Raw genomic sequence first — 17687 nt, forward strand, 5'->3', positions numbered from 1 at the left:
GCATGGTGCAAGCTAGATTCTATATAGGCATTATTTTATGCGCACTAGGCTGGATATTTATCGGCTTAGGCGTGCTGCTCTTCCCTTTGAGCCTCTTTTTTATTATGCGTGCTAAATACCATTATGCGCTTTTTGTGTTTTTGGTAATTATTAATGTCGCAGGATTTAGCCTTTCACTCTATGCTAATGCCCAATTTATTGCAAAGCAGATTCTCTAATATACTTAAATTTGCCTCCAAATGCCATTTTTGCGCGGCTTTTTGCGCTTGCATTTTATATATATTAATATCTTCTATGGATAAATTAAGCAAAGATTGCGCTATATCTTGCACCTCAAAGCCTTGAGTAATTACCCCACATTTGTGGCTTTGCACAAATGCACTTACATCTTGCAGTGGGGTAGTGAGTATAGCAAGCCTTGATTGAATATACTCAAAGAGTTTATTTGGCATACAATGAGCAAGATTAAAGGTCGTAGGCTTAAAGGGAATAAGCCCTATATCATACTGCGCGCTAGTTGGGATAATATCTGGCAGCCTTACAGGCGCTAGCATGGTGAGCGTGGGGATAGAATCTGCCCTTTTGCAAAACTCCTCCAAAAAGCCCCTTTGATTGCTAAGAGCCATTATGTAAAGCCTATAATGCGTCCCGCACAGCAGCTCTGCTAGCTCTAAAAGCTCCATACTGCTTCTATCTGGACTTATAAAGCCATGATATAAAATTTTAATCTCCTTTGTATCTTGGAGGATTTTGGGTGTTATGTCAAAAAAAGGCGGCAGGGAGTAGAAAATATCACATATAATGTGAAATTCGCTCCTATATCGCTCGCACAGCCCTTCACTCACACTTATGGCTAAATCTACATAGGGCAAATATGTCTGGCACAAATGGCTAAAAAATCGCCCAAAAGAGCGCAGCCACTCTGTATCATTCTCATATTCAAGCGGATAAAATTCGCGCAAATCAATTAAAATCTTACAAGATGTATGCGTATTTTTATACGATACTGCAAAGGGCAAAAGTGTAATATCCTCTACAATCAGCACATCTTGGGGATTTAGACTATCAAGCAATGTAGGCAGGATTTGGCGATTTTGGGTAAAAATAAGTGGCTTAAAATCACCTATTTCGCAATATTTTATAATCATTTCATTTTCTGCTTTTGTGCGCTGCTTGCTTGATTTATCACTAGGGAAATTTAACAAATGGGCTTGTATATGGAGGGCTTTAAAATCGCCTTGCTCGCAGGCTTTGGAGATGACATTAAGGTGCATCTTCGCTCTATGCTTGTGGCGTAGCATATCTAGGAGCTTTAGCATACGACTTGAACGGGGTTTTTTAGTAATATCATGGTCACAAATCACGCAAATCTCGCACATAATAATCCTCTCATTTATAATTATTGCTATAAATTCATCGCCGCATTTTGCCCTATTTTACCTTATAGAATCTAAGACAAAAAAGTGTGTTAAATGATTATATAAATGCGCAGCAAGCGGCAAAATAAATAGAGCGCGCCATAAAAATATGCTTGACTTTAAATAAAAATATTGCTACTCTTTGCGCGCCTAAATTGCTCGCGAGTAAGCCCGCAGGCAGACAAATAGGCGTTTATTTAACAACAAAGGATTGCTTATGAAAATTGCAAGTAACATCACAGACATTATTGGTAACACCCCTATCCTACGACTTCATCAGTTCGCACCTAATTTGTATGGCAAATGCGAGTTTTTAAACCCTAGCCATTCAGTTAAAGACAGACCCGCATTTGGTATGATTAAGCAAGCACTTGATGATGGTAAAATTAATAAAGATACGCTTATTGTGGAATGCACTAGCGGGAATATGGGTATTTCGCTAGCGATGATTTGTGCTTCGCTTGGGCTAAAAATCACTATCACCATGCCAGAATCTATGAGTATTGAGCGGCGCAAAATGATAGCCTTTTTTGGCGCAAATCTTGTGCTAACACCCGCAAGTGAAGGAATGAAAGGCGCACTTAATCGCGCTCAAGAGATTTTAGAATCTACGCCAAATGCCTTTATGCCAAGCCAGTTTGAAAATCTAGCCAATAAAGAAATGCATAAGCGCACGACAGCTATTGAAATTTATGAGAGCTTTGAGGGCAAACTTGATTATTTTGTGGCAGGATTTGGCACAGGCGGCACGATTAGCGGCGTTGGCGAAGTGTTAAAAGAAAAGATTAAAGGCATTCAAATCATTGGCATAGAGCCAGCGGCTTCACCGCTTTTGAGCAAAGGACAGGCAGGACCGCACAAGATTCAAGGTATCGGGGCGAATTTTATCCCGGGTATTTTAAATCGCGATGTGATAGACGCTATTGAATGCGTGGAAAATGATGAGGCTATCGCTACAGCGCAGGAGTTAGGGAGAGCGGGCATAATGGTTGGTATTTCAAGCGGTGGCAATGTGGCTATCGCGCGCAAAATTGCTAAAGCCCACCCTGATAAAACGGTGCTTACCGTGCTTAATGACACAGCTGAGCGATATTTATCAACCGACCTTTTCAATACGCTCTAGATTCTATCGCCATTTCGCGTTAGTTCTTAAAAACAGCGATGCATGTGTAATGATAGAATCTACACAAAAAATGCCCGTTGTATTCATAGGGCATGGCTCTCCTATGAATGCTATAGAATCTCATCTTACCACGCAGAATTGGGAGCGTTTGGGGCAGATTCTAAGGCAGCATTTTGCGCCACGTGCTATACTTGGTATATCCGCGCATTGGGCTACAAATGGGCTTTTTATCAATAATAGCCCACACCTTAGGCAAATTTATGATATGTATGGCTTCCCACAGGCGTTGTATGACCTCACATACGAGGCAAGTAGCGATGAGCAAATCGCACAGATAATTATGCACTCTCTTAAGGATTGGGAAATACGCGTTGATAATACTTGGGGACTAGACCATGGGCTTTGGAGTGTGCTATGCAGAATCTATCCACAGCCCTCACACAAGTCTGCGCATACGCTAGATTCTATAAATATTCACACACCGCCCATCATTCCGCTAAGTATAAATCTTAATATAAGCTTAGCGCAGCAATTAAGGCTTGGTGAGGTGTTGCGCTTTTTGCGCCAAAAGGGTGTGCTAATTTTGGCAAGTGGAAATATCGTGCATAATCTAGCGCTTTTGTCTTGGACGGCGCAAAATGAGGGCTATGAGTGGGCTAGGGCATTTGATGTGGGCATTAAGCATTGTATCTTAAGGCGCGATTTTAATGCGGTTGTGGATTATAAGACACTTAAAGGCAGCAATAAAAGCTTTGTTACACTAGAGCATTTTATTCCGCTGCTTATTGCGCTTGGGGCGAGTGAAGCGCAAGATAAGATAATTGTCTTTAATGAGGCATATAATTTTGGCGCACTTGCTATGACTTCATATATTTTTACAGAATCTAGCGCTTTTGAGGGGGTGTTTTTAAGCTAATGCGCGCAAGTTTATGCTTAAAAGTAGCTGCAGCATTTATAGAATCTAACCTCTAAAACTAAGTTGATAGATGCTTAAAGCAGCTATAATTTTATACTTTGAGGGCTCAAATGGGCTTTGCTCATTTGTGCAAGATGTGCGCGGCTTTTACAAAAGCAACAGCGCGGAAATTATAGAATCTGGGGCTAGATTCTATAACTTTGACTAGCTTTACGCCATTAATACCCCGTTACAAAGCTCCAAAGTCCGCGCGATAGAATCTAGAATTTCTTTTTATTGGCATCTTCTAGAATAGTAGTTGCCACATTATCAAGGGCATTACTGATTTCTTGAGAATGGTGGGCGATTTCTACATTTTGCTGCGTGAGGCTTTCAAGCTGCATGATAGCCTCATTAATTTGCGCCACGCCTGTGGTTTGCTCTCGTATGGATTCTCCCATATCATTAATGCTTTGAAGTAATAAATTTGTATTTGCCTCAATCTCACTTAGGCTTTTTTGTGTGCGCTCGGCTAACTTGCGCACTTCATCTGCCACCACCGCAAAGCCACGCCCATGCTCGCCTGCGCGCGCGGCTTCAATGGCGGCATTGAGCGCTAGCAAATTTGTTTGGTCGGCTATGTCATTAATAATGCCTATTACATTTTTAATATCTTCACTTTGGTTGATAACTTCATTAGTTTTGCCGCTTACATTTTGCATAGAGCTTGTGATTTGCTCTATGGCAGAAGCGGTTTGCTCAAGGCTTGCAGCTTGCGAATTTGAGCCTTGTGTAAGCTCATCTACTGCAGATTCTAAAGCCTTTGATTTACTATCAAGCTCTTTGGCATAATGCATAGAATCTTGGAGCATTTTGGTAATAGATTCTCCTAATTCATTGAGTGCTACGCCCATACCGCGCGGATTTTCTACCCTATCTGTAAAATCATTTTTAGAATAGCTTTGAAACACGCGCCTATTTTTACTCAAATCATCGCCCACTAAGTTTAATAATGCCAAAGACATTTCATTAATCACTTTTTTGAGTTCATTAATTTGCGGATTTAAGCTATTTTGCTCAATGTTTTTACCAAAGCGCCCCTTTTTTGCCTCATCAACAATATGCACCACTTCGCTAATAAGTTCGCTATCAAGCTTTAAGCCCTCCTGCGTGCGGGCGATATTTTCATTAATGGCTGTGCCCATTTTGCCTAGCTCATCATTGGCCAGAATCTTAAGCGGCTTTGGGCTAGTATCTGTTTTGTGATTAAGATAATCAAAAAAGCCAAAGAGCGTCCTAGAGATATTATGCAGCCTCCTAAGAATGCTAATTCTCACATACAGCGCGATAAAAACAGCCGATACAATAAGCGTTAAAACAACACCCACAATAGCAATCGTAGCAATCTTTGAAGCAGAGGCATATACAGAATCATCAATAGCCGTAACAAGTGTGGTGTAGCATACATCGCTATCTTCATCAATGCGGAAGCTCGCCACACCCGAAGTGGTGCTTATGCCATTGACATTTTCATAGCCATACACGCCTGATTGGCATTTAGCAGCAAGCGCGGTGATGATTTTAGCATTTTCATTATGATTAATATCTGTGAGTTTGTGGAATAGGCGCGATGAATCGGTATTATTTACGATAACGCCCTCATTATCCATAGCCCAGCGATAGTCATCTTCAAACACAGAGTAATTCTCACTCAAAAGCTCCTTGCCCACCCAATCAAGATTTATGCCCATACCTACGACCCCTTGAGCTTTACCGTTTTCATCAAAAATAGGCAGGATAATATCAAATACAGCCGTATTCGCGCCGCTATGCTTTGAGGGGTAGGGCTTGCTGATAGCAATCTTGCCATTTTGCATAGCTTGGGATATTTGATTTAGTGAAAGCACGGAAGTATCTTCTGGAGTGAATGTTATGCCACCTTTAGCAAGTGGATTTTCATCATGGGCGTATAAAAATAAATCGCCATTTACGATATGCTCTGGTTCTACTTGAAATTTGCTTAGTGCCTCTTTTTTAATGAGTAAAAAGCCATTTTCAATGTATGCAGTGCTATCTAGTGCGTCGCTAAGCCTTGCTCTTGTGCGTGCCATAAAGCCCATATCGGCTTTCTCTTGGATAAGTCCTGAAATATTTTGCTGTAAAAACTTAAGCGCGACTAGGCTTTCATGGATACGCCCTTGATATTCATTTGCCACGCGCTGGGAAGCATTAAAGATAAGCACTTTTGCATCTTCTCTGGCAATATCTGTGCTTTGCGTAACTAGCACAGATATCATAATCGCCATACATATTGCCAATATACCCACAATACTAAGAATTGACTTTGTCCCAAGTGAAAAATGTTTTAGCATCATACCTTCCTTAGTTTGAGCTTAAATCAACAAAAACAAAGCGCATTTTTAGCAAAATAATGAGAAATATAAGCTTAAGCCTATCCATTATTTTTGCGGATTTTAGGGAAGTGCTGTGGGGGATTTGGAGATTAGATGAGCGTATTTATGGGACTTAAATCACTCATCATCTTTGAAGCGAAGTTTAAATATTTTTTTATCAAAAACAGCAATGTGAAAGATAGAATCAAAAATTTTAATATCAAGCAAGTAGCCCTCAACCTTAACTTCACATTTTTTAGTATCGCTTTGAATGGCTTCGGCCTTAAAAATAACCTCATGCCCTAGCTCAATAGGCGCTAGAAACTTCACATCAGAGGCAATAAGCACGCTATATTTTTTATTAATCGCAGCCATTGCAGCATAGCTTGCAGAGTTAAAGACAAAGCCTGCGTGTATCATTTTACTCTCATCCATTATCATACGCTCATTGGGGACAAATTTCACAACAGCTTTATGACGATACAGCTCCACAAGCTCGCCCACAATATTTGCAGGCATACTTGTGCAGACTTCTAAATCACTATTTTCAAGTGGGATATTTACTACTTCTTCATTTAATCCATCATCTGGCATGGCCTGCTCCTTCAATCTTTTCTCAATTTAAAGTATCCTCGTATAGGTGCTTGATAGCCCTCTATAGTGAGGGTTTGGCTCTCATTTAAAAATGCAGCCAAACTTTGAGAATCTACCCATTTGCTCGCGCGCTGCTCTTTAGTGGTGGTGGGGCTTAGGGCTAGGATTTCAAAATGGCTAAACTTTGCCCGCTCGCACCAACCTTTAAGCGCACTAATGCTAGGGATAAAATAGACATTTGACATTTTAGCATAGCTTTTAGCAGGGCTTAGGCAAATTTCCTCTTCACTTTGATAAATAAGTGTGTCTAAAATCACTTCTCCCCCGCTTTGCAAAGACTGCGACAAAATCTTTAGCGTGCTTATAGGCTCAAGACGATGATACAGCACACCCAAACAAAATATCACATCAAATTTGTGCTTATGCGCTTGCGTGTAGGCTAATAAATCCTCTACACCTAGTAGCTCAAAGTTAATAGGCGCGTTTATAAAGTGATTAACAAAATCAAATTGCGCCTTGAACAGCCCGCTTGGGTCAAAGCCTATTATAGAATCTGGCTCGTGGGAGAGCATTTCAAACATATAATAGCCATTATTGCAGCCTACATCTGCTATATGCTTGCCTTTAAGATTACAATGCGGAGCGAGCAGCTGCCATTTCATAAAGCTCTGCCACTCGCTATCAATGTGTATATCAAATAAAAAAAATGGTCCCTTGCGCCATGGTTTTAGCTGTATAGCCATATCATAAAGCATGTCATGGTGTGTTGCTACCATATCTGCTGCAAGTGCTTGAATGTGGATTCCATCTTTGGCATAAAAAGTCGCAGGAATGCGCGGCAAAAGGGCTAGCTGCTCATAGAATCTAGCAATATGTTTAGCCCCTTGAATGCGCGCAGATTTCTCTCTTGCGTATTTAAAAAAGTCGCTCATAAACTGGGGCATCTTCTAGCATATTTGAAAATAAATTTGGCTCAATAACTTGCTTGCGGTGCGTGCTTAAGGCGTGCATTAAGCTTGTATCATCAATGCCTAAAATCAAAGCAAAATTAAAATTTTCATTATGGATATATTCACATAATTCATCATCTGTTTTGTAAGCAAAAGTTTGCCCGATTTGATTAAAAAGCTCCAAATACACAAGCGGCACAAGGAATAAAATCCTTCCCCAAGTGGCATTATTAGCAATATAAGCCATATATTTTTTAAACTGCTCAATATCTTTTTCAGCAATGGCGACTTTTGAGGCTTGCCCATATTCAATAACTTGCCCCAAGCTGTTTAAAAAATTAGGTTTAAAAAATGGGATATGTTTAAAGTGGCTTAGGGCGTATTGGATTTGCTTATTTTCGCATACATTAAGCACAGCGCTTAATTCATTAAAAAATAATTTGGGTAGATTAATGCGATAGTGCGCGCTTTTATAAAAAATCGTGCTATCAAAAAGCGTATGCGATAGCACTAAAAATGGGCGTTTGTTGGGTATATGAGCTTTTAGCGCTTCAAAACTAAGCTCTAAAATCTGCTCATTATGCGTAAAAATAAAAGCAATCTCATCATTTAATAACTCAATAAAAGCATACAAATCCTCATTACAGAATCTAGCCCGCTCATCGCACACAATTTCTTTTGCTATGGCGTATTCAATGGCGCTTACATAAATGGTAGTAATGTTTTTAGCAAGGAGTTTGTAGCGTATGAGGCGCGTTAAGCACTCTTGCATATTTTCAACCACTATCCACGCAATTTCTGCGTCACTCACTTCAGTATGAGGAGTGCAAATAATCCCATATGCGCCAGCAGCGATAGCGTGGGGGATTTGGGATTTATCTTTGGCGATAAATAAATCACCCTTTTGCACCACCCTTGCATCGCACACAATGCGCAAAAAGGCAGTGATAGAAGGCGTGGTGAGCAATGCCCCTTTGGTGATTTCTACGACTTCATTTACTCTCACATAAAGTCCTTGTTTAAGAATTTAGCTCACCTTACTCCCATTGGCTCTTGGGCTGTCTATACCTAGCAAGGATAAGCCATTTTCATCTTTACTAGCAAGTATCATTCCCTCACTTAGCTCGCCCATAAGCTTGGCGGGTTTGAGATTTACAATAAGGCATATTTGCCTGCCTATGAGTGAAGTTGGCGAATAATACTGCGCAATGCCTGATAGAATCTGCCGCGGCTTTGCTTCACCAATATCGACTAAAAGCTTTAAAAGTTTTTGGCTTTTTTTTAGGGCTGTGCATTCTACAATCGTGCCTATGCGTATATCAAGCTTGCTAAAATCTTTAATATCTACAATATTTGCGCCCTCTTCACTCGTATGGGAGGTATTTATAGAATCTAGGCGCGCAGCTTGTGTGTTAGGGGTTTTGGCGTTTATAGAATCTAGTTTAGAATCCGCGCTAGATTCTATAATGAGCGGAGATTCTATGCGCGGGAAAAGCATGGGTGTTTTATTTAGGCTAAAAGGCTCAAGCAGTGCTTTATGCGTGATAAAGTGCGCGAAGTTTTTAGCATTTATCTCAATATTTAGCGCGAGTGCGATTTTGCTAGCCGTCTCTGGCATAATAGGATAAAGCAAAAGGCTACCTTGCGCTAAGATATTTGCCACAAGCGCGAGTAGCGCCATAGCCTCTTTATCTTTATTGGCTTTGACTAGCGCCCAAGGCTCATATTGTGTAATGATATGATTGCCCAATTTAAAGATTTTCCATAGCTCTTCAATGTAGCGGTGTGGCTGCATTTGGGGCATTTTCTCTTGCACGCTTTGAGTGAGCGCATAAAGCTTTTTAAGCTCATCATTAAAATAAGCAGGTATGTCTTTAGAATCTAGCTGCAAGTTAAAATATTTCTCACTCATACCTTGCAAGCGATTAAGCAGATTGCCCACATCATTGCCAAGTTCGGCATTAATGCGCTCAATCAATGCCTTTTGGCTAAAGTCACCATCTTGCCCAAAGGGCATTTCACGCATAAGAAAATAGCGAAAAGATTCTATACCGTACGCGCTAGCAACTTCTTGTGGATTAATCACATTGCCAATGCTTTTACTCATCTTTGCGCCATCTTTTGTCCACCAACCATGCGCATAAATATGGCGCGGCAAGGGCAGCTCAAGGCTCATTAAAAATGCAAGCCAATAGACTGCATGAAAGCGCAAAATATCTTTGCCCACAAAATGCGTAGCATTGTGCCAATACGCCATTTGTGCATTATCTTGCATATAGCCTAGCGGGCTTATGTAGCTTAAAAGCGCATCAAGCCATACATACATCACATGCTTTTTGTCATTTTTTTGCGCGATATTTTGCGGCAGCGGCACACCCCATTCAAAGCTTGTGCGTGTGATAGATAAGTCATTTAGCCCTTCTTTAATAAAGCTTATGACTTCATTTTGGCGAAATGAGGGCGCAATCATATGGGGATTAGCCTCATAATGGGCTAAAAGGCGCTCTTGATATTTGCTTAGGGCAAAAAAATAGCTCTCCTCTTGCACAACCTGCGTAGGTTTGCCGCAATCTGGGCAGGTATTACCGCTCCCTAGCTGCGTTTGGGTAAAAAAGCTCTCACACGATATGCAGTAATGCCCCTCATAGCTACCTTTGTAAATATCGCCCTTATCATACATAAATGCAAAGGCTTTCTGCACGCATAGGCAGTGATTTGCATCAGTGGTGCGCACAAAAATATCATAATCTAGCCCAAAATTATCCCATAACTCGCGAAAACGCAAGCTTATAGAATCTGCATAGCTCTGCGGGCTTTGGTGGTGTTTATTGGCAGATTGCTCAATTTTCTGCCCATGCTCATCTGTGCCGGTAAGAAATAGCACATCTTTACCCTGCAGTGCATAGAATTTTTTCAGCATATCGCATAAAATAGTCGTGTAGGCATGCCCAATATGGGGAATATCATTGACATAATAAATAGGGGAGGTGATAAATACTTTTTCTTGCATATATTTCCTTTGGTATAGAATCTAGTTAAAGTCAAAGCCGCCTTGCTGCCCTTTTGACATACTCTCATACACGGCTTTGACATAGGCTTGCCGCACTTCACAGCCAATGAGCTGCTTACAAGCTAGACAAGAAGTGAAGCCTTTATCCCTTTGGCATTGCTGCAAAAGCGTGATTTGCGTATCTAGATTCTGTGTGTAGATGTCATTTTCATGTAATACTTCACTCATAGACTTCCTTTACTAGCTTAATTTCATATTCGCTGCCAAAAAAGCAGGGCGTGCTATCGTGCAAATGTGCCACTTCAAGTTCTAAAAGCCTTTGTGTGCCATTAGTTGCATAGCCTCCAGCCTTTTCATAAATGAATGCAAAAGGGAATACCTCAAAGAGTTTGCGCAGCTTTCCTGTAGGCGCATCACTAGTCGCAGGGTAGCTAAAAAGCCCTCCACCTTTAATAAGAATCTGATGCAAATCAGGCACCATTCCCCCCGAATAGCGTAAGCGATAGCCTTGAGCAAATAAAGATTCTATCATCGCCTTATGCTTACCCTCCCAATGCTTTTGCGTGCCGCCGGGTGCGTTAATCTTGCCTTTAGTTTTAAGCTGCAGTGCGCCTAGATTATGCCAAGTCTGCCCATTATAGCGATAGTGCAGGGGTTGCTCTTGAGCGATAAGCATTTCAAGCTTTGGTCCATAAATGATATACGCGCTTGCGATGAGGTTTTTTGCCTCCAGGCTGTGATTGTAGATACCAAAAATACTTCCAATGCTTAGATTACTATCAATGAGCGAAGAGCCATCAAGTGGGTCATAGGCAATCATATAAGGCGCTTGCGTGTGGCTAGAATACACTATATCTGCTTGCTCCTCACTACAAATGCCTTTCACACAAGGCAGCATAAGCAGGCTTTCTTGCAATAATTTATCGGCTAGCACATCAACTTCAAGCTGCATATCTCCGCTAGTATTGGTGCTTTGCAAATACTGCGCGGACGTGCTTTTTAGTAGAGAATCTATGCGGAGGGCAGATTCTTTTAGAGTATCAAAAATAACGCTAATCATAAATGCTCCTTGTAGTGGTAAATGCGTGGCTTGTGATGTGTTGTGTTTTTAAAGCGCGATTATAACATTTTAGGATTAAGCTTTGCATATTTTTGCTAGCTCTTTGTAAAAATGCGAGTGGGCTATCATTTGATGAATGCTTGCATGGTGAAAAGGGCGTGAGAGGCTAGCATTATAATCACTCACATTTAGTTTATCCCACGCTCTACCAAGTAGGGCTATGAGATTTACGCGGCGCGGATTATTAAGCTTATCTTGAATATATACATTTTCCCATATTTGCACATTTAAAAGTCGCGCTTTGGGCTTTATTAATCCCACGCCATCAAGGGTAAGTAAGTAGTGCAGGGTAGGAGCAAAAAGATTTTTCTGCAAGGCTTTATGCACATTGCTAGCCCCCCAAGAATGCGCGATAATAAAAAGCGGCAACTGCGTTTGATTGAGCATAGAGAGCCACGAAGAAGTAAAGAGATGCGTGCATTTAAAGCTTACATAGATTTTTATCACATGTGCTTCATCAAAATGCGCAAACTCCCTATACACAGCCCTAATAATCGTATCACAAAATCCACCGACAAAAATCACAATGGCTTTATAATTTTTTATAGAATCTAGGCTAGATTCTATATTTTTAGATTCTGTATTTTGTGCGGGGATATTAATCCCATAGGGTTTAAAAAGAGCGGGCGGCTTTGGCAAAAGTGCGCGCGGATAGATGAGAGTAGGGACAAAGGGAGAAAGCAGCCAATAGAATTTATAAGCGCGCATAGCATTCCTTAAAGTGCAATACAAAATGATTGTGTTACAATGGCGGCTAGATTCTATAACGCCACGCTGCTGCTTTTTTATAAAAAGCCGCGTGGTCTTATCTCTGGGCAAGTGAATTGCCCTGCGCCGCCTAAAGTATAAAGTTATAATCTGCTTATGCAGCCTATCAACTTTTTTCTTAAGGCTAGATTCTATAATTTGAAGGATAATAATGGCAAAGCAAGTGCTTGTATCTCCTAGCATGCTATCAGCGGATTTTGCGCGCTTAGGCGATGAGGTGGAGCGCGTTTGCGCGGCGGGCTGTGATTTTGTGCATATTGATGTAATGGATGGGCATTTTGTGCCAAATTTAACCATGGGACCTGATATTGTAAAAAGTATCGCAAATCACGCTACTAAGCCGCTTGATGTGCATCTTATGGTAGAAAATGTGCCATTTTTTGTGGATTTATTTATGGATATAAAGCCAGCATTTTTAAGCGTGCATATTGAGGCAGTTACGCACTTGCACCGACTTATTTGGCATATTAAAGATAATGGCATAAAAGCAGGCGTGGTACTTAATCCCCACACGAGCGAGCAGTTATTAGAATATATCTTGCCAGATATTGATTTAGTATTGCTTATGAGCGTAAATCCGGGCTTTGGTGGGCAGAGCTTTATCCCGCAGAGTTTAGAGAAATTAAAAAGGCTAAAAATTATGCGCGATAGGCTTAATCCTGCATGCCTTTTAGAAATTGATGGCGGGGTGAGTGATAAAAATATTGCTGCTTTAAAAAATGCAGGGATTGATATGGTGGTGGCGGGGAGCTTTATTTTTAGTTCAAATGATTACGCCAAAGCTATTGCGTCTTTGCGCTAGATTCTATGACTTATTCCCAGCTGTTTGAGAAAATGCGTGAAATGCCCCTAAGCGAGCAGCAATTTTATATGTATGTGAAAAATATTGGCGGACTTTATGCAGATATAGAATCTGAATTAGAATTGCTCAAAGGTGCGGGTGCGCCTATATGCAAGCAAGAATATGATGGCAAGATTTACTTTAGCCTTAATACCACGCACAGGCTATGGCAGGAGTGTGATTTGGTATTTGTGGATATTGAGACAAATGGCGCAAAGCCTCAAAGCTGCGAGATTATAGAGATTGGCGCGCTTAAAGTGCGCAATGGCGAAATTATTGAGCGATTTGAAAGCTATGTGTATGCTAGCATCGTGCCAGAGAATATCACGCAGCTCACAGGTATTACGCAAGCTGATATTGCCCTAGCGCCGCCTAAGCAAGTGGTATTAAGGCGTTTTAGAGATTTTTTAGATGATGGGGTGTTTGTGGCGCATAATGTGAGCTTTGATTATGGCTTTTTGGATTATCATTTGCGTCAGTGCGGGCTTTTTGGGCTATTAAATCCTAAGCTTTGCACGATTGATTTGGCTAGAAAGACCATTCTTACTACGCGCTATGCGTTGTCGTATTTAAATACATTTTTGGGTATTAATACACCCATTGCCCACCGCGCGTATGCTGATGCGCTCACAAGCTTTAAAGTATTTGAAGTGGCGTGCTGTATGCTGCCTTTGTATGTTAAAAGCGTGCAGGATTTGCTTGATTTTTCAAAAGGGCGCATTGGCTATGCACAGCACTCAATATAAATCGCGCTAATCCCCAAAATTCGCACTAAATCCCCTATCAAAACCGCTCAAATCTTTATAGAATTGCACTTCTTTGGCGTCTTTAAGCAGGGGCAAGAGCTTGTCTTTTTGCTCATAGCCTATTTCGCAAATAAGCCTAGCGCGGCGGGCTTTAGATTCTATAATCACATCTTGCAGCACATCTAAGCCCTCACTCCCTGCAAAAAGCGCGATTTTTGGCTCAAAAGAAAGCGGCAGGCTTATGGGATAGTCTGTGCTAATATAGGGCGGATTACTCACAATAAGTTCGCATTTTTTTATAGAATCTGCAAGCAGCGAGCCGCACTGCAGCTCAATTTGTGCATTTGGAGCGTGTGTAGCAATATTTTTGTGCGCTACTTCAAGGGCAGCGCTTGAAATATCTGTGGCAAAAAATACGCATTGTGGGTGCAGGAGCGCTAATGTAGCAGTAATAATCCCCGAACCAATGCCTATTTCTGCGATATATTTAATATTGTGTTTTTTAATGATATGGCTTGCTGTGTCGATTAATATTTCTGTTTCAGGGCGCGGGATTAGGACGGAGGGATTTACATAAAATGCGCGCCCATAAAAGTTCGCACTCTGCGTTATATACTCAATGGGCTTGCCTTCTACGCGCTCATTAATGAGTAAAAAAAACTGCTCTGCTAGGCTAGATTCTATAATTTGCTCGCTATGGGCGTGCAAAAACACGCGAGGTTTATTTAAGACAAAGGATAGGAGTAGCTCGCTTTCATAGCGCGCTTTAAGCGCAAATGGCGCTTTAGTCAGCTTAGCAATAGAATCTAATAAGATTCTATCAATGCTGTATGTCATAATCCAAGGCTTTAAGGCGCTGCAAAAGTGGAGGGTGCGTGTAGTAAAAGAAAATATAAGCAGGGTGAGAGCTTGGGAAGCTTTTATTTTCATTCACAAGGCGCACAAGGGCATTTGCAAGGCAATGCTTGCTTGATAAGCTCGCACCAAAAGCATCTGCAGCATATTCTGCTTTGCGACTAAAATATCCCACCAATGGCATAAACCAAAAGGTAAGCACAGGCGATATAAGCAGCATGACAATAATCACTCCCGCGCCATTTTGCGCTAGCCCAAGTGCGCTAAAAAGGCTTGCAGGCAAATGCCCCACCACAAAAAATAGCACAAAAAGCAAGCAAGCAATGATTAAAATATTTTTTAATATATCTTTGTGTTTAAAACGCCCTAACTCATGCCCTAAAATAGCAATAAGCCCATCGGCGCTAATTTTGTCTAGCAAAGTATCAAATAGCACCACTCGCTTACTTTTGCCAATGCCGCCAAAATACGCATTTAATCGTCCATCGCGCCTGCTTGCGTCAATGACAAACACGCCATTACTTTTAAAGCCTATGGTGTTGAGTAAAGATTCTATGCGAGCTTTGAGATTGTCATCTTCTAGGGGAGTGAATTTATTAAAGAGTGGGGCGATAAGTGTGGGGTAGATGAGATTTGCTAAAATCACTATACAAAGTAAAACAATAAATCCCACAATCCACCACAGCGCGACATTTTCGATAATAAGAATAAGCAAAGCCGCAATAACGCCGCCAATAATAAGGCTTAAAAGCAGATGTTTGCATAAATCAATCATAAAAAGCTGCGGACTTTGCTTTGAAAATCCAAACTTTTTATCTAGTCCAAAAGTTTTATAAATAGACAAAGGCAGCTCGATAATGCTCCCAAGCAGCACAAAGCTTAAAATTAAAGCCACACCTTGCCATAGGGGATTAAGCGTTTGGGGAAAGAGCAGTGTGAGCTCATGATTTAAAAGCTTTAAGCCAAAGCACACCCACGCGCTAAAAAGGATAGTCTCAAGCAAAGTGGAGATGATATTTAATCGTAGTGAGGCAATGGCATACGCCCCTGCTTGCAAATAATCTTCAGATTCTAATAAAATGGCTGGTTTTTGTAATTCTTTTTTAATGTGTCTTATTTGCAAAAGTGCGAGTGTAATGCTTGGTAGCGCATATAAACACACAAATAATCCAATAAATATAAATAATATCACTTATACTCCTTTAAGATATGTAATAAACTTATGAATTACGCGGCAAAATCATAAGGCAGAAATCACAAAAAAAGGTAAATTAACGAGCTTTTAACCACTCATTTATTATCATTAGAGCAAAAATTGAGCAAGGATTGCATGATGTCAGTGAAATATATATTTGTAACAGGAGGTGTGCTAAGCTCGCTTGGCAAGGGCATTACCTCTTCATCAATTGCTACTTTACTTCAGCACAGCGGATATAGCGTGTCTATTCTTAAAATTGACCCCTACATTAATGTAGACCCAGGCACAATGAGTCCTTTAGAGCATGGAGAAGTGTTTGTAACCTGCGATGGCGCGGAAACAGATTTAGATATAGGGCATTATGAGCGATTTTTGAATAAGAATTTTTATAAGACTAATAATTTTACTACAGGGCAGATTTATATGTCTGTGATTGAAAATGAGCGCAAGGGCAAGTATTTGGGCAAAACCATTCAAATCGTGCCACATATTGTTGATGAGATTAAATCTCGCATTAAGCTCGCAGGAAGTGAAAGTGATTTTTTGGTCGTGGAGCTAGGTGGGACGGTTGGCGATATAGAGGGAATGCCCTATTTAGAAGCAATGCGGCAAATGAAGCATGAACTAGGCAGCAAGCAAGTCATTTCTATTCATGTAACGCTTATTCCCCTTGTGCGCGCTGCTGGTGAGCTAAAAACTAAGCCCACGCAGCATTCTGTGCAGGAGTTGCGTCGTATAGGGATTTCACCGCAGATTCTAGTGGCGCGTTGTGAGAGGGGACTTGATAAGGAGTTAAAGTGCAAATTAGCCATGAGTTGCGATGTAGATGATGATAGCGTGATTGTGGCTGAAGATACAGAAAGTATTTATAAATGCCCGCTTAATTTTTTAGAGGAGGGTATTTTAACGCCTATTGCGAGATTTTTGGAGCTAGGCGAGCTAAAACCTAAAATGGATAATTGGGATATGCTGGTTAAAAAAATTATCGCTCCAAAATCTCAAATCACCATTGGCTTTGTGGGGAAATATTTAAGCTTAAAAGAATCATATAAATCCCTTATAGAATCTCTTATTCACGCAGGGGCAAATACCGATACACGCGTGAATATCAAATGGATTGATAGTGAGGAGTTAGCCGAAAATCTTTCACTCTTACATGATGTAGATTCTATCCTTATCCCCGGCGGATTTGGTGAGCGCGGCATTGCTGGTAAGTTAGAGGCCATAAAGTATGCGCGCATACATAATATCCCCATGCTTGGCATTTGTCTAGGTATGCAGCTTGCTCTCATTGAGTTTGCGCGCAATGTGCTTGGCATAAAAGAGGCAAATTCTACAGAGTTTGACCCCCATACCACAGAGCCGGTAGTGTATTTGATTGAGGATTTTATCGACACACAGGGCAATAAGCAGCTACGCACGCATATTTCCCCTATGGGCGGGACTATGCGCTTAGGCGAATATGAATGCCACATTAAAAAGGATACTAAGCTTTTTAAGGCTTACGGCGGCACATCACTCATTAGAGAGCGACATCGCCATCGCTATGAAGCAAATCCATGCTATCGCACGCTTTTTGAGGATAAAGGTATGATTATTAGCGGTGAAAGCGATGGACTTATAGAATCTATTGAGCTTAAAAATCACCCGTGGTTTGTAGCCGTGCAGTTTCACCCCGAATTTACCTCAAGATTGCAAAATCCAAATCCCATTATCCTAGATTTTGTGAAGCATACTTTAGCCCATAAAAAAGCTTAAAGCGGCGTAAAAGTAAGT

At 41.0% G+C, this 17687-nt stretch carries 17 protein-coding genes and 2 pseudogenes; 7 read left to right on the top strand and 12 right to left on the bottom strand.

Going from position 1 to position 17687, the window contains the following annotated elements; genetic code table 11:
* The first annotated feature begins 2 nt into the window (after nt 1–2).
* A complete protein-coding gene (locus LS71_RS01520) occupies nt 3–218 on the top strand; it encodes a hypothetical protein (protein ID WP_034352105.1) in 216 nt (71 codons plus the stop codon).
* On the opposite strand, the gene LS71_RS01525 is transcribed toward LS71_RS01520, so the two are convergent.
* Nucleotides 174–1379, bottom strand: a complete 1206-nt coding sequence (locus LS71_RS01525; protein WP_034352102.1) for a glycosyltransferase family protein — start codon at nt 1377–1379, stop codon at nt 174–176. The genes LS71_RS01520 and LS71_RS01525 overlap by 45 nt on opposite strands.
* A 256-nt stretch (nt 1380–1635) precedes the next feature.
* Here LS71_RS01525 and cysK point away from each other — a divergent pair, with 256 nt between their 5' ends.
* From cysK to LS71_RS09410, 3 genes are all read left to right on the top strand, one after another.
* Nucleotides 1636–2541 (top strand): cysteine synthase A, encoded by a 906-nt coding sequence (cysK, locus tag LS71_RS01530; protein ID WP_034352099.1) that lies wholly within the window; start codon nt 1636–1638, stop codon nt 2539–2541.
* Nucleotides 2492–3457 (top strand): dioxygenase family protein, encoded by a 966-nt coding sequence (locus LS71_RS01535; RefSeq protein WP_194145639.1) that lies wholly within the window; start codon nt 2492–2494, stop codon nt 3455–3457. The genes cysK and LS71_RS01535 overlap by 50 nt, the downstream gene beginning before the upstream one ends.
* Before the next feature lie 70 nt (nt 3458–3527).
* Complete coding sequence (locus tag LS71_RS09410) at nt 3528–3665, top strand: hypothetical protein (RefSeq protein ID WP_194145640.1); 138 nt, start codon at nt 3528–3530, stop codon at nt 3663–3665.
* 52 nt (nt 3666–3717) lie between these two features.
* On the opposite strand, the pseudogene LS71_RS09610 reads toward LS71_RS09410, so the two are convergent.
* The 9 genes and pseudogenes from LS71_RS09610 to LS71_RS01575 form a co-directional block, all read right to left on the bottom strand.
* Nucleotides 3718–4128 (bottom strand): annotated as a pseudogene (locus LS71_RS09610) (methyl-accepting chemotaxis protein); the annotation flags it as partial.
* A 1053-nt stretch (nt 4129–5181) separates the two neighbouring features.
* Nucleotides 5182–5811, bottom strand: a pseudogene (locus LS71_RS09860) (PDC sensor domain-containing protein); the annotation flags it as partial.
* Between the two features lie 156 nt (nt 5812–5967).
* Nucleotides 5968–6423 carry a thioesterase gene (locus tag LS71_RS01545; RefSeq protein WP_034352090.1) on the bottom strand — a complete coding sequence of 152 codons (456 nt, stop codon included), beginning with the start codon at nt 6421–6423 and terminating at the stop codon, nt 5968–5970.
* An 11-nt stretch (nt 6424–6434) separates the two neighbouring features.
* On the bottom strand, nt 6435–7355 hold the full coding sequence (gene cmoB, locus LS71_RS01550; RefSeq protein ID WP_034352087.1) for a tRNA 5-methoxyuridine(34)/uridine 5-oxyacetic acid(34) synthase CmoB: 921 nt from the start codon (nt 7353–7355) through the stop codon (nt 6435–6437).
* Nucleotides 7339–8379 carry an alpha-amylase family protein gene (locus tag LS71_RS01555; RefSeq protein WP_034352084.1) on the bottom strand — a complete coding sequence of 347 codons (1041 nt, stop codon included), beginning with the start codon at nt 8377–8379 and terminating at the stop codon, nt 7339–7341. The genes cmoB and LS71_RS01555 overlap by 17 nt, the downstream gene beginning before the upstream one ends.
* Before the next feature lie 21 nt (nt 8380–8400).
* A complete protein-coding gene (gene metG, locus LS71_RS01560; RefSeq protein ID WP_034352082.1) occupies nt 8401–10383 on the bottom strand; it encodes a methionine--tRNA ligase in 1983 nt (660 codons plus the stop codon).
* A gap of 21 nt (nt 10384–10404) precedes the next feature.
* The gene (locus LS71_RS01565) at nt 10405–10611 is read right to left on the bottom strand and encodes a hypothetical protein (protein ID WP_034352080.1); all 207 of its coding nucleotides are present in this window, start codon (nt 10609–10611) and stop codon (nt 10405–10407) included.
* Nucleotides 10604–11443 carry a class 1 fructose-bisphosphatase gene (locus tag LS71_RS01570; RefSeq protein WP_034352078.1) on the bottom strand — a complete coding sequence of 280 codons (840 nt, stop codon included), beginning with the start codon at nt 11441–11443 and terminating at the stop codon, nt 10604–10606. Before LS71_RS01570 ends, LS71_RS01565 begins: the two co-directional genes overlap by 8 nt.
* A 75-nt stretch (nt 11444–11518) precedes the next feature.
* Nucleotides 11519–12454 (bottom strand): hypothetical protein, encoded by a 936-nt coding sequence (locus LS71_RS01575; protein ID WP_238700262.1) that lies wholly within the window; start codon nt 12452–12454, stop codon nt 11519–11521.
* Here LS71_RS01575 and rpe point away from each other — a divergent pair.
* Nucleotides 12423–13073, top strand: coding sequence for a ribulose-phosphate 3-epimerase (rpe, locus tag LS71_RS01580; protein WP_081946202.1), 651 nt, complete (start codon nt 12423–12425; stop codon nt 13071–13073). The genes LS71_RS01575 and rpe overlap by 32 nt on opposite strands.
* Before the next feature lie 5 nt (nt 13074–13078).
* Nucleotides 13079–13858 carry a 3'-5' exonuclease gene (locus tag LS71_RS01585; protein ID WP_034352072.1) on the top strand — a complete coding sequence of 260 codons (780 nt, stop codon included), beginning with the start codon at nt 13079–13081 and terminating at the stop codon, nt 13856–13858.
* Nucleotides 13859–13864: 6 nt separating this feature from the next.
* On the opposite strand, the gene prmC is transcribed toward LS71_RS01585, so the two are convergent.
* A complete protein-coding gene (gene prmC / locus LS71_RS01590) occupies nt 13865–14695 on the bottom strand; it encodes a peptide chain release factor N(5)-glutamine methyltransferase (protein WP_034352069.1) in 831 nt (276 codons plus the stop codon).
* Nucleotides 14679–15902 carry a M48 family metallopeptidase gene (locus LS71_RS01595; protein WP_034352223.1) on the bottom strand — a complete coding sequence of 408 codons (1224 nt, stop codon included), beginning with the start codon at nt 15900–15902 and terminating at the stop codon, nt 14679–14681. The genes prmC and LS71_RS01595 overlap by 17 nt, the downstream gene beginning before the upstream one ends.
* Nucleotides 15903–16046: 144 nt before the next feature.
* Here LS71_RS01595 and pyrG point away from each other — a divergent pair, with 144 nt between their 5' ends.
* Complete coding sequence (gene pyrG, locus LS71_RS01600) at nt 16047–17669, top strand: glutamine hydrolyzing CTP synthase (RefSeq protein ID WP_034352067.1); 1623 nt, start codon at nt 16047–16049, stop codon at nt 17667–17669.
* The last annotated feature ends 18 nt before the right edge of the window (nt 17670–17687 follow it).

It is taken from the genome of Helicobacter jaachi (genome assembly GCF_000763135.2).
In the GTDB taxonomy this organism is placed as follows: domain Bacteria; phylum Campylobacterota; class Campylobacteria; order Campylobacterales; family Helicobacteraceae; genus Helicobacter_C; species Helicobacter_C jaachi.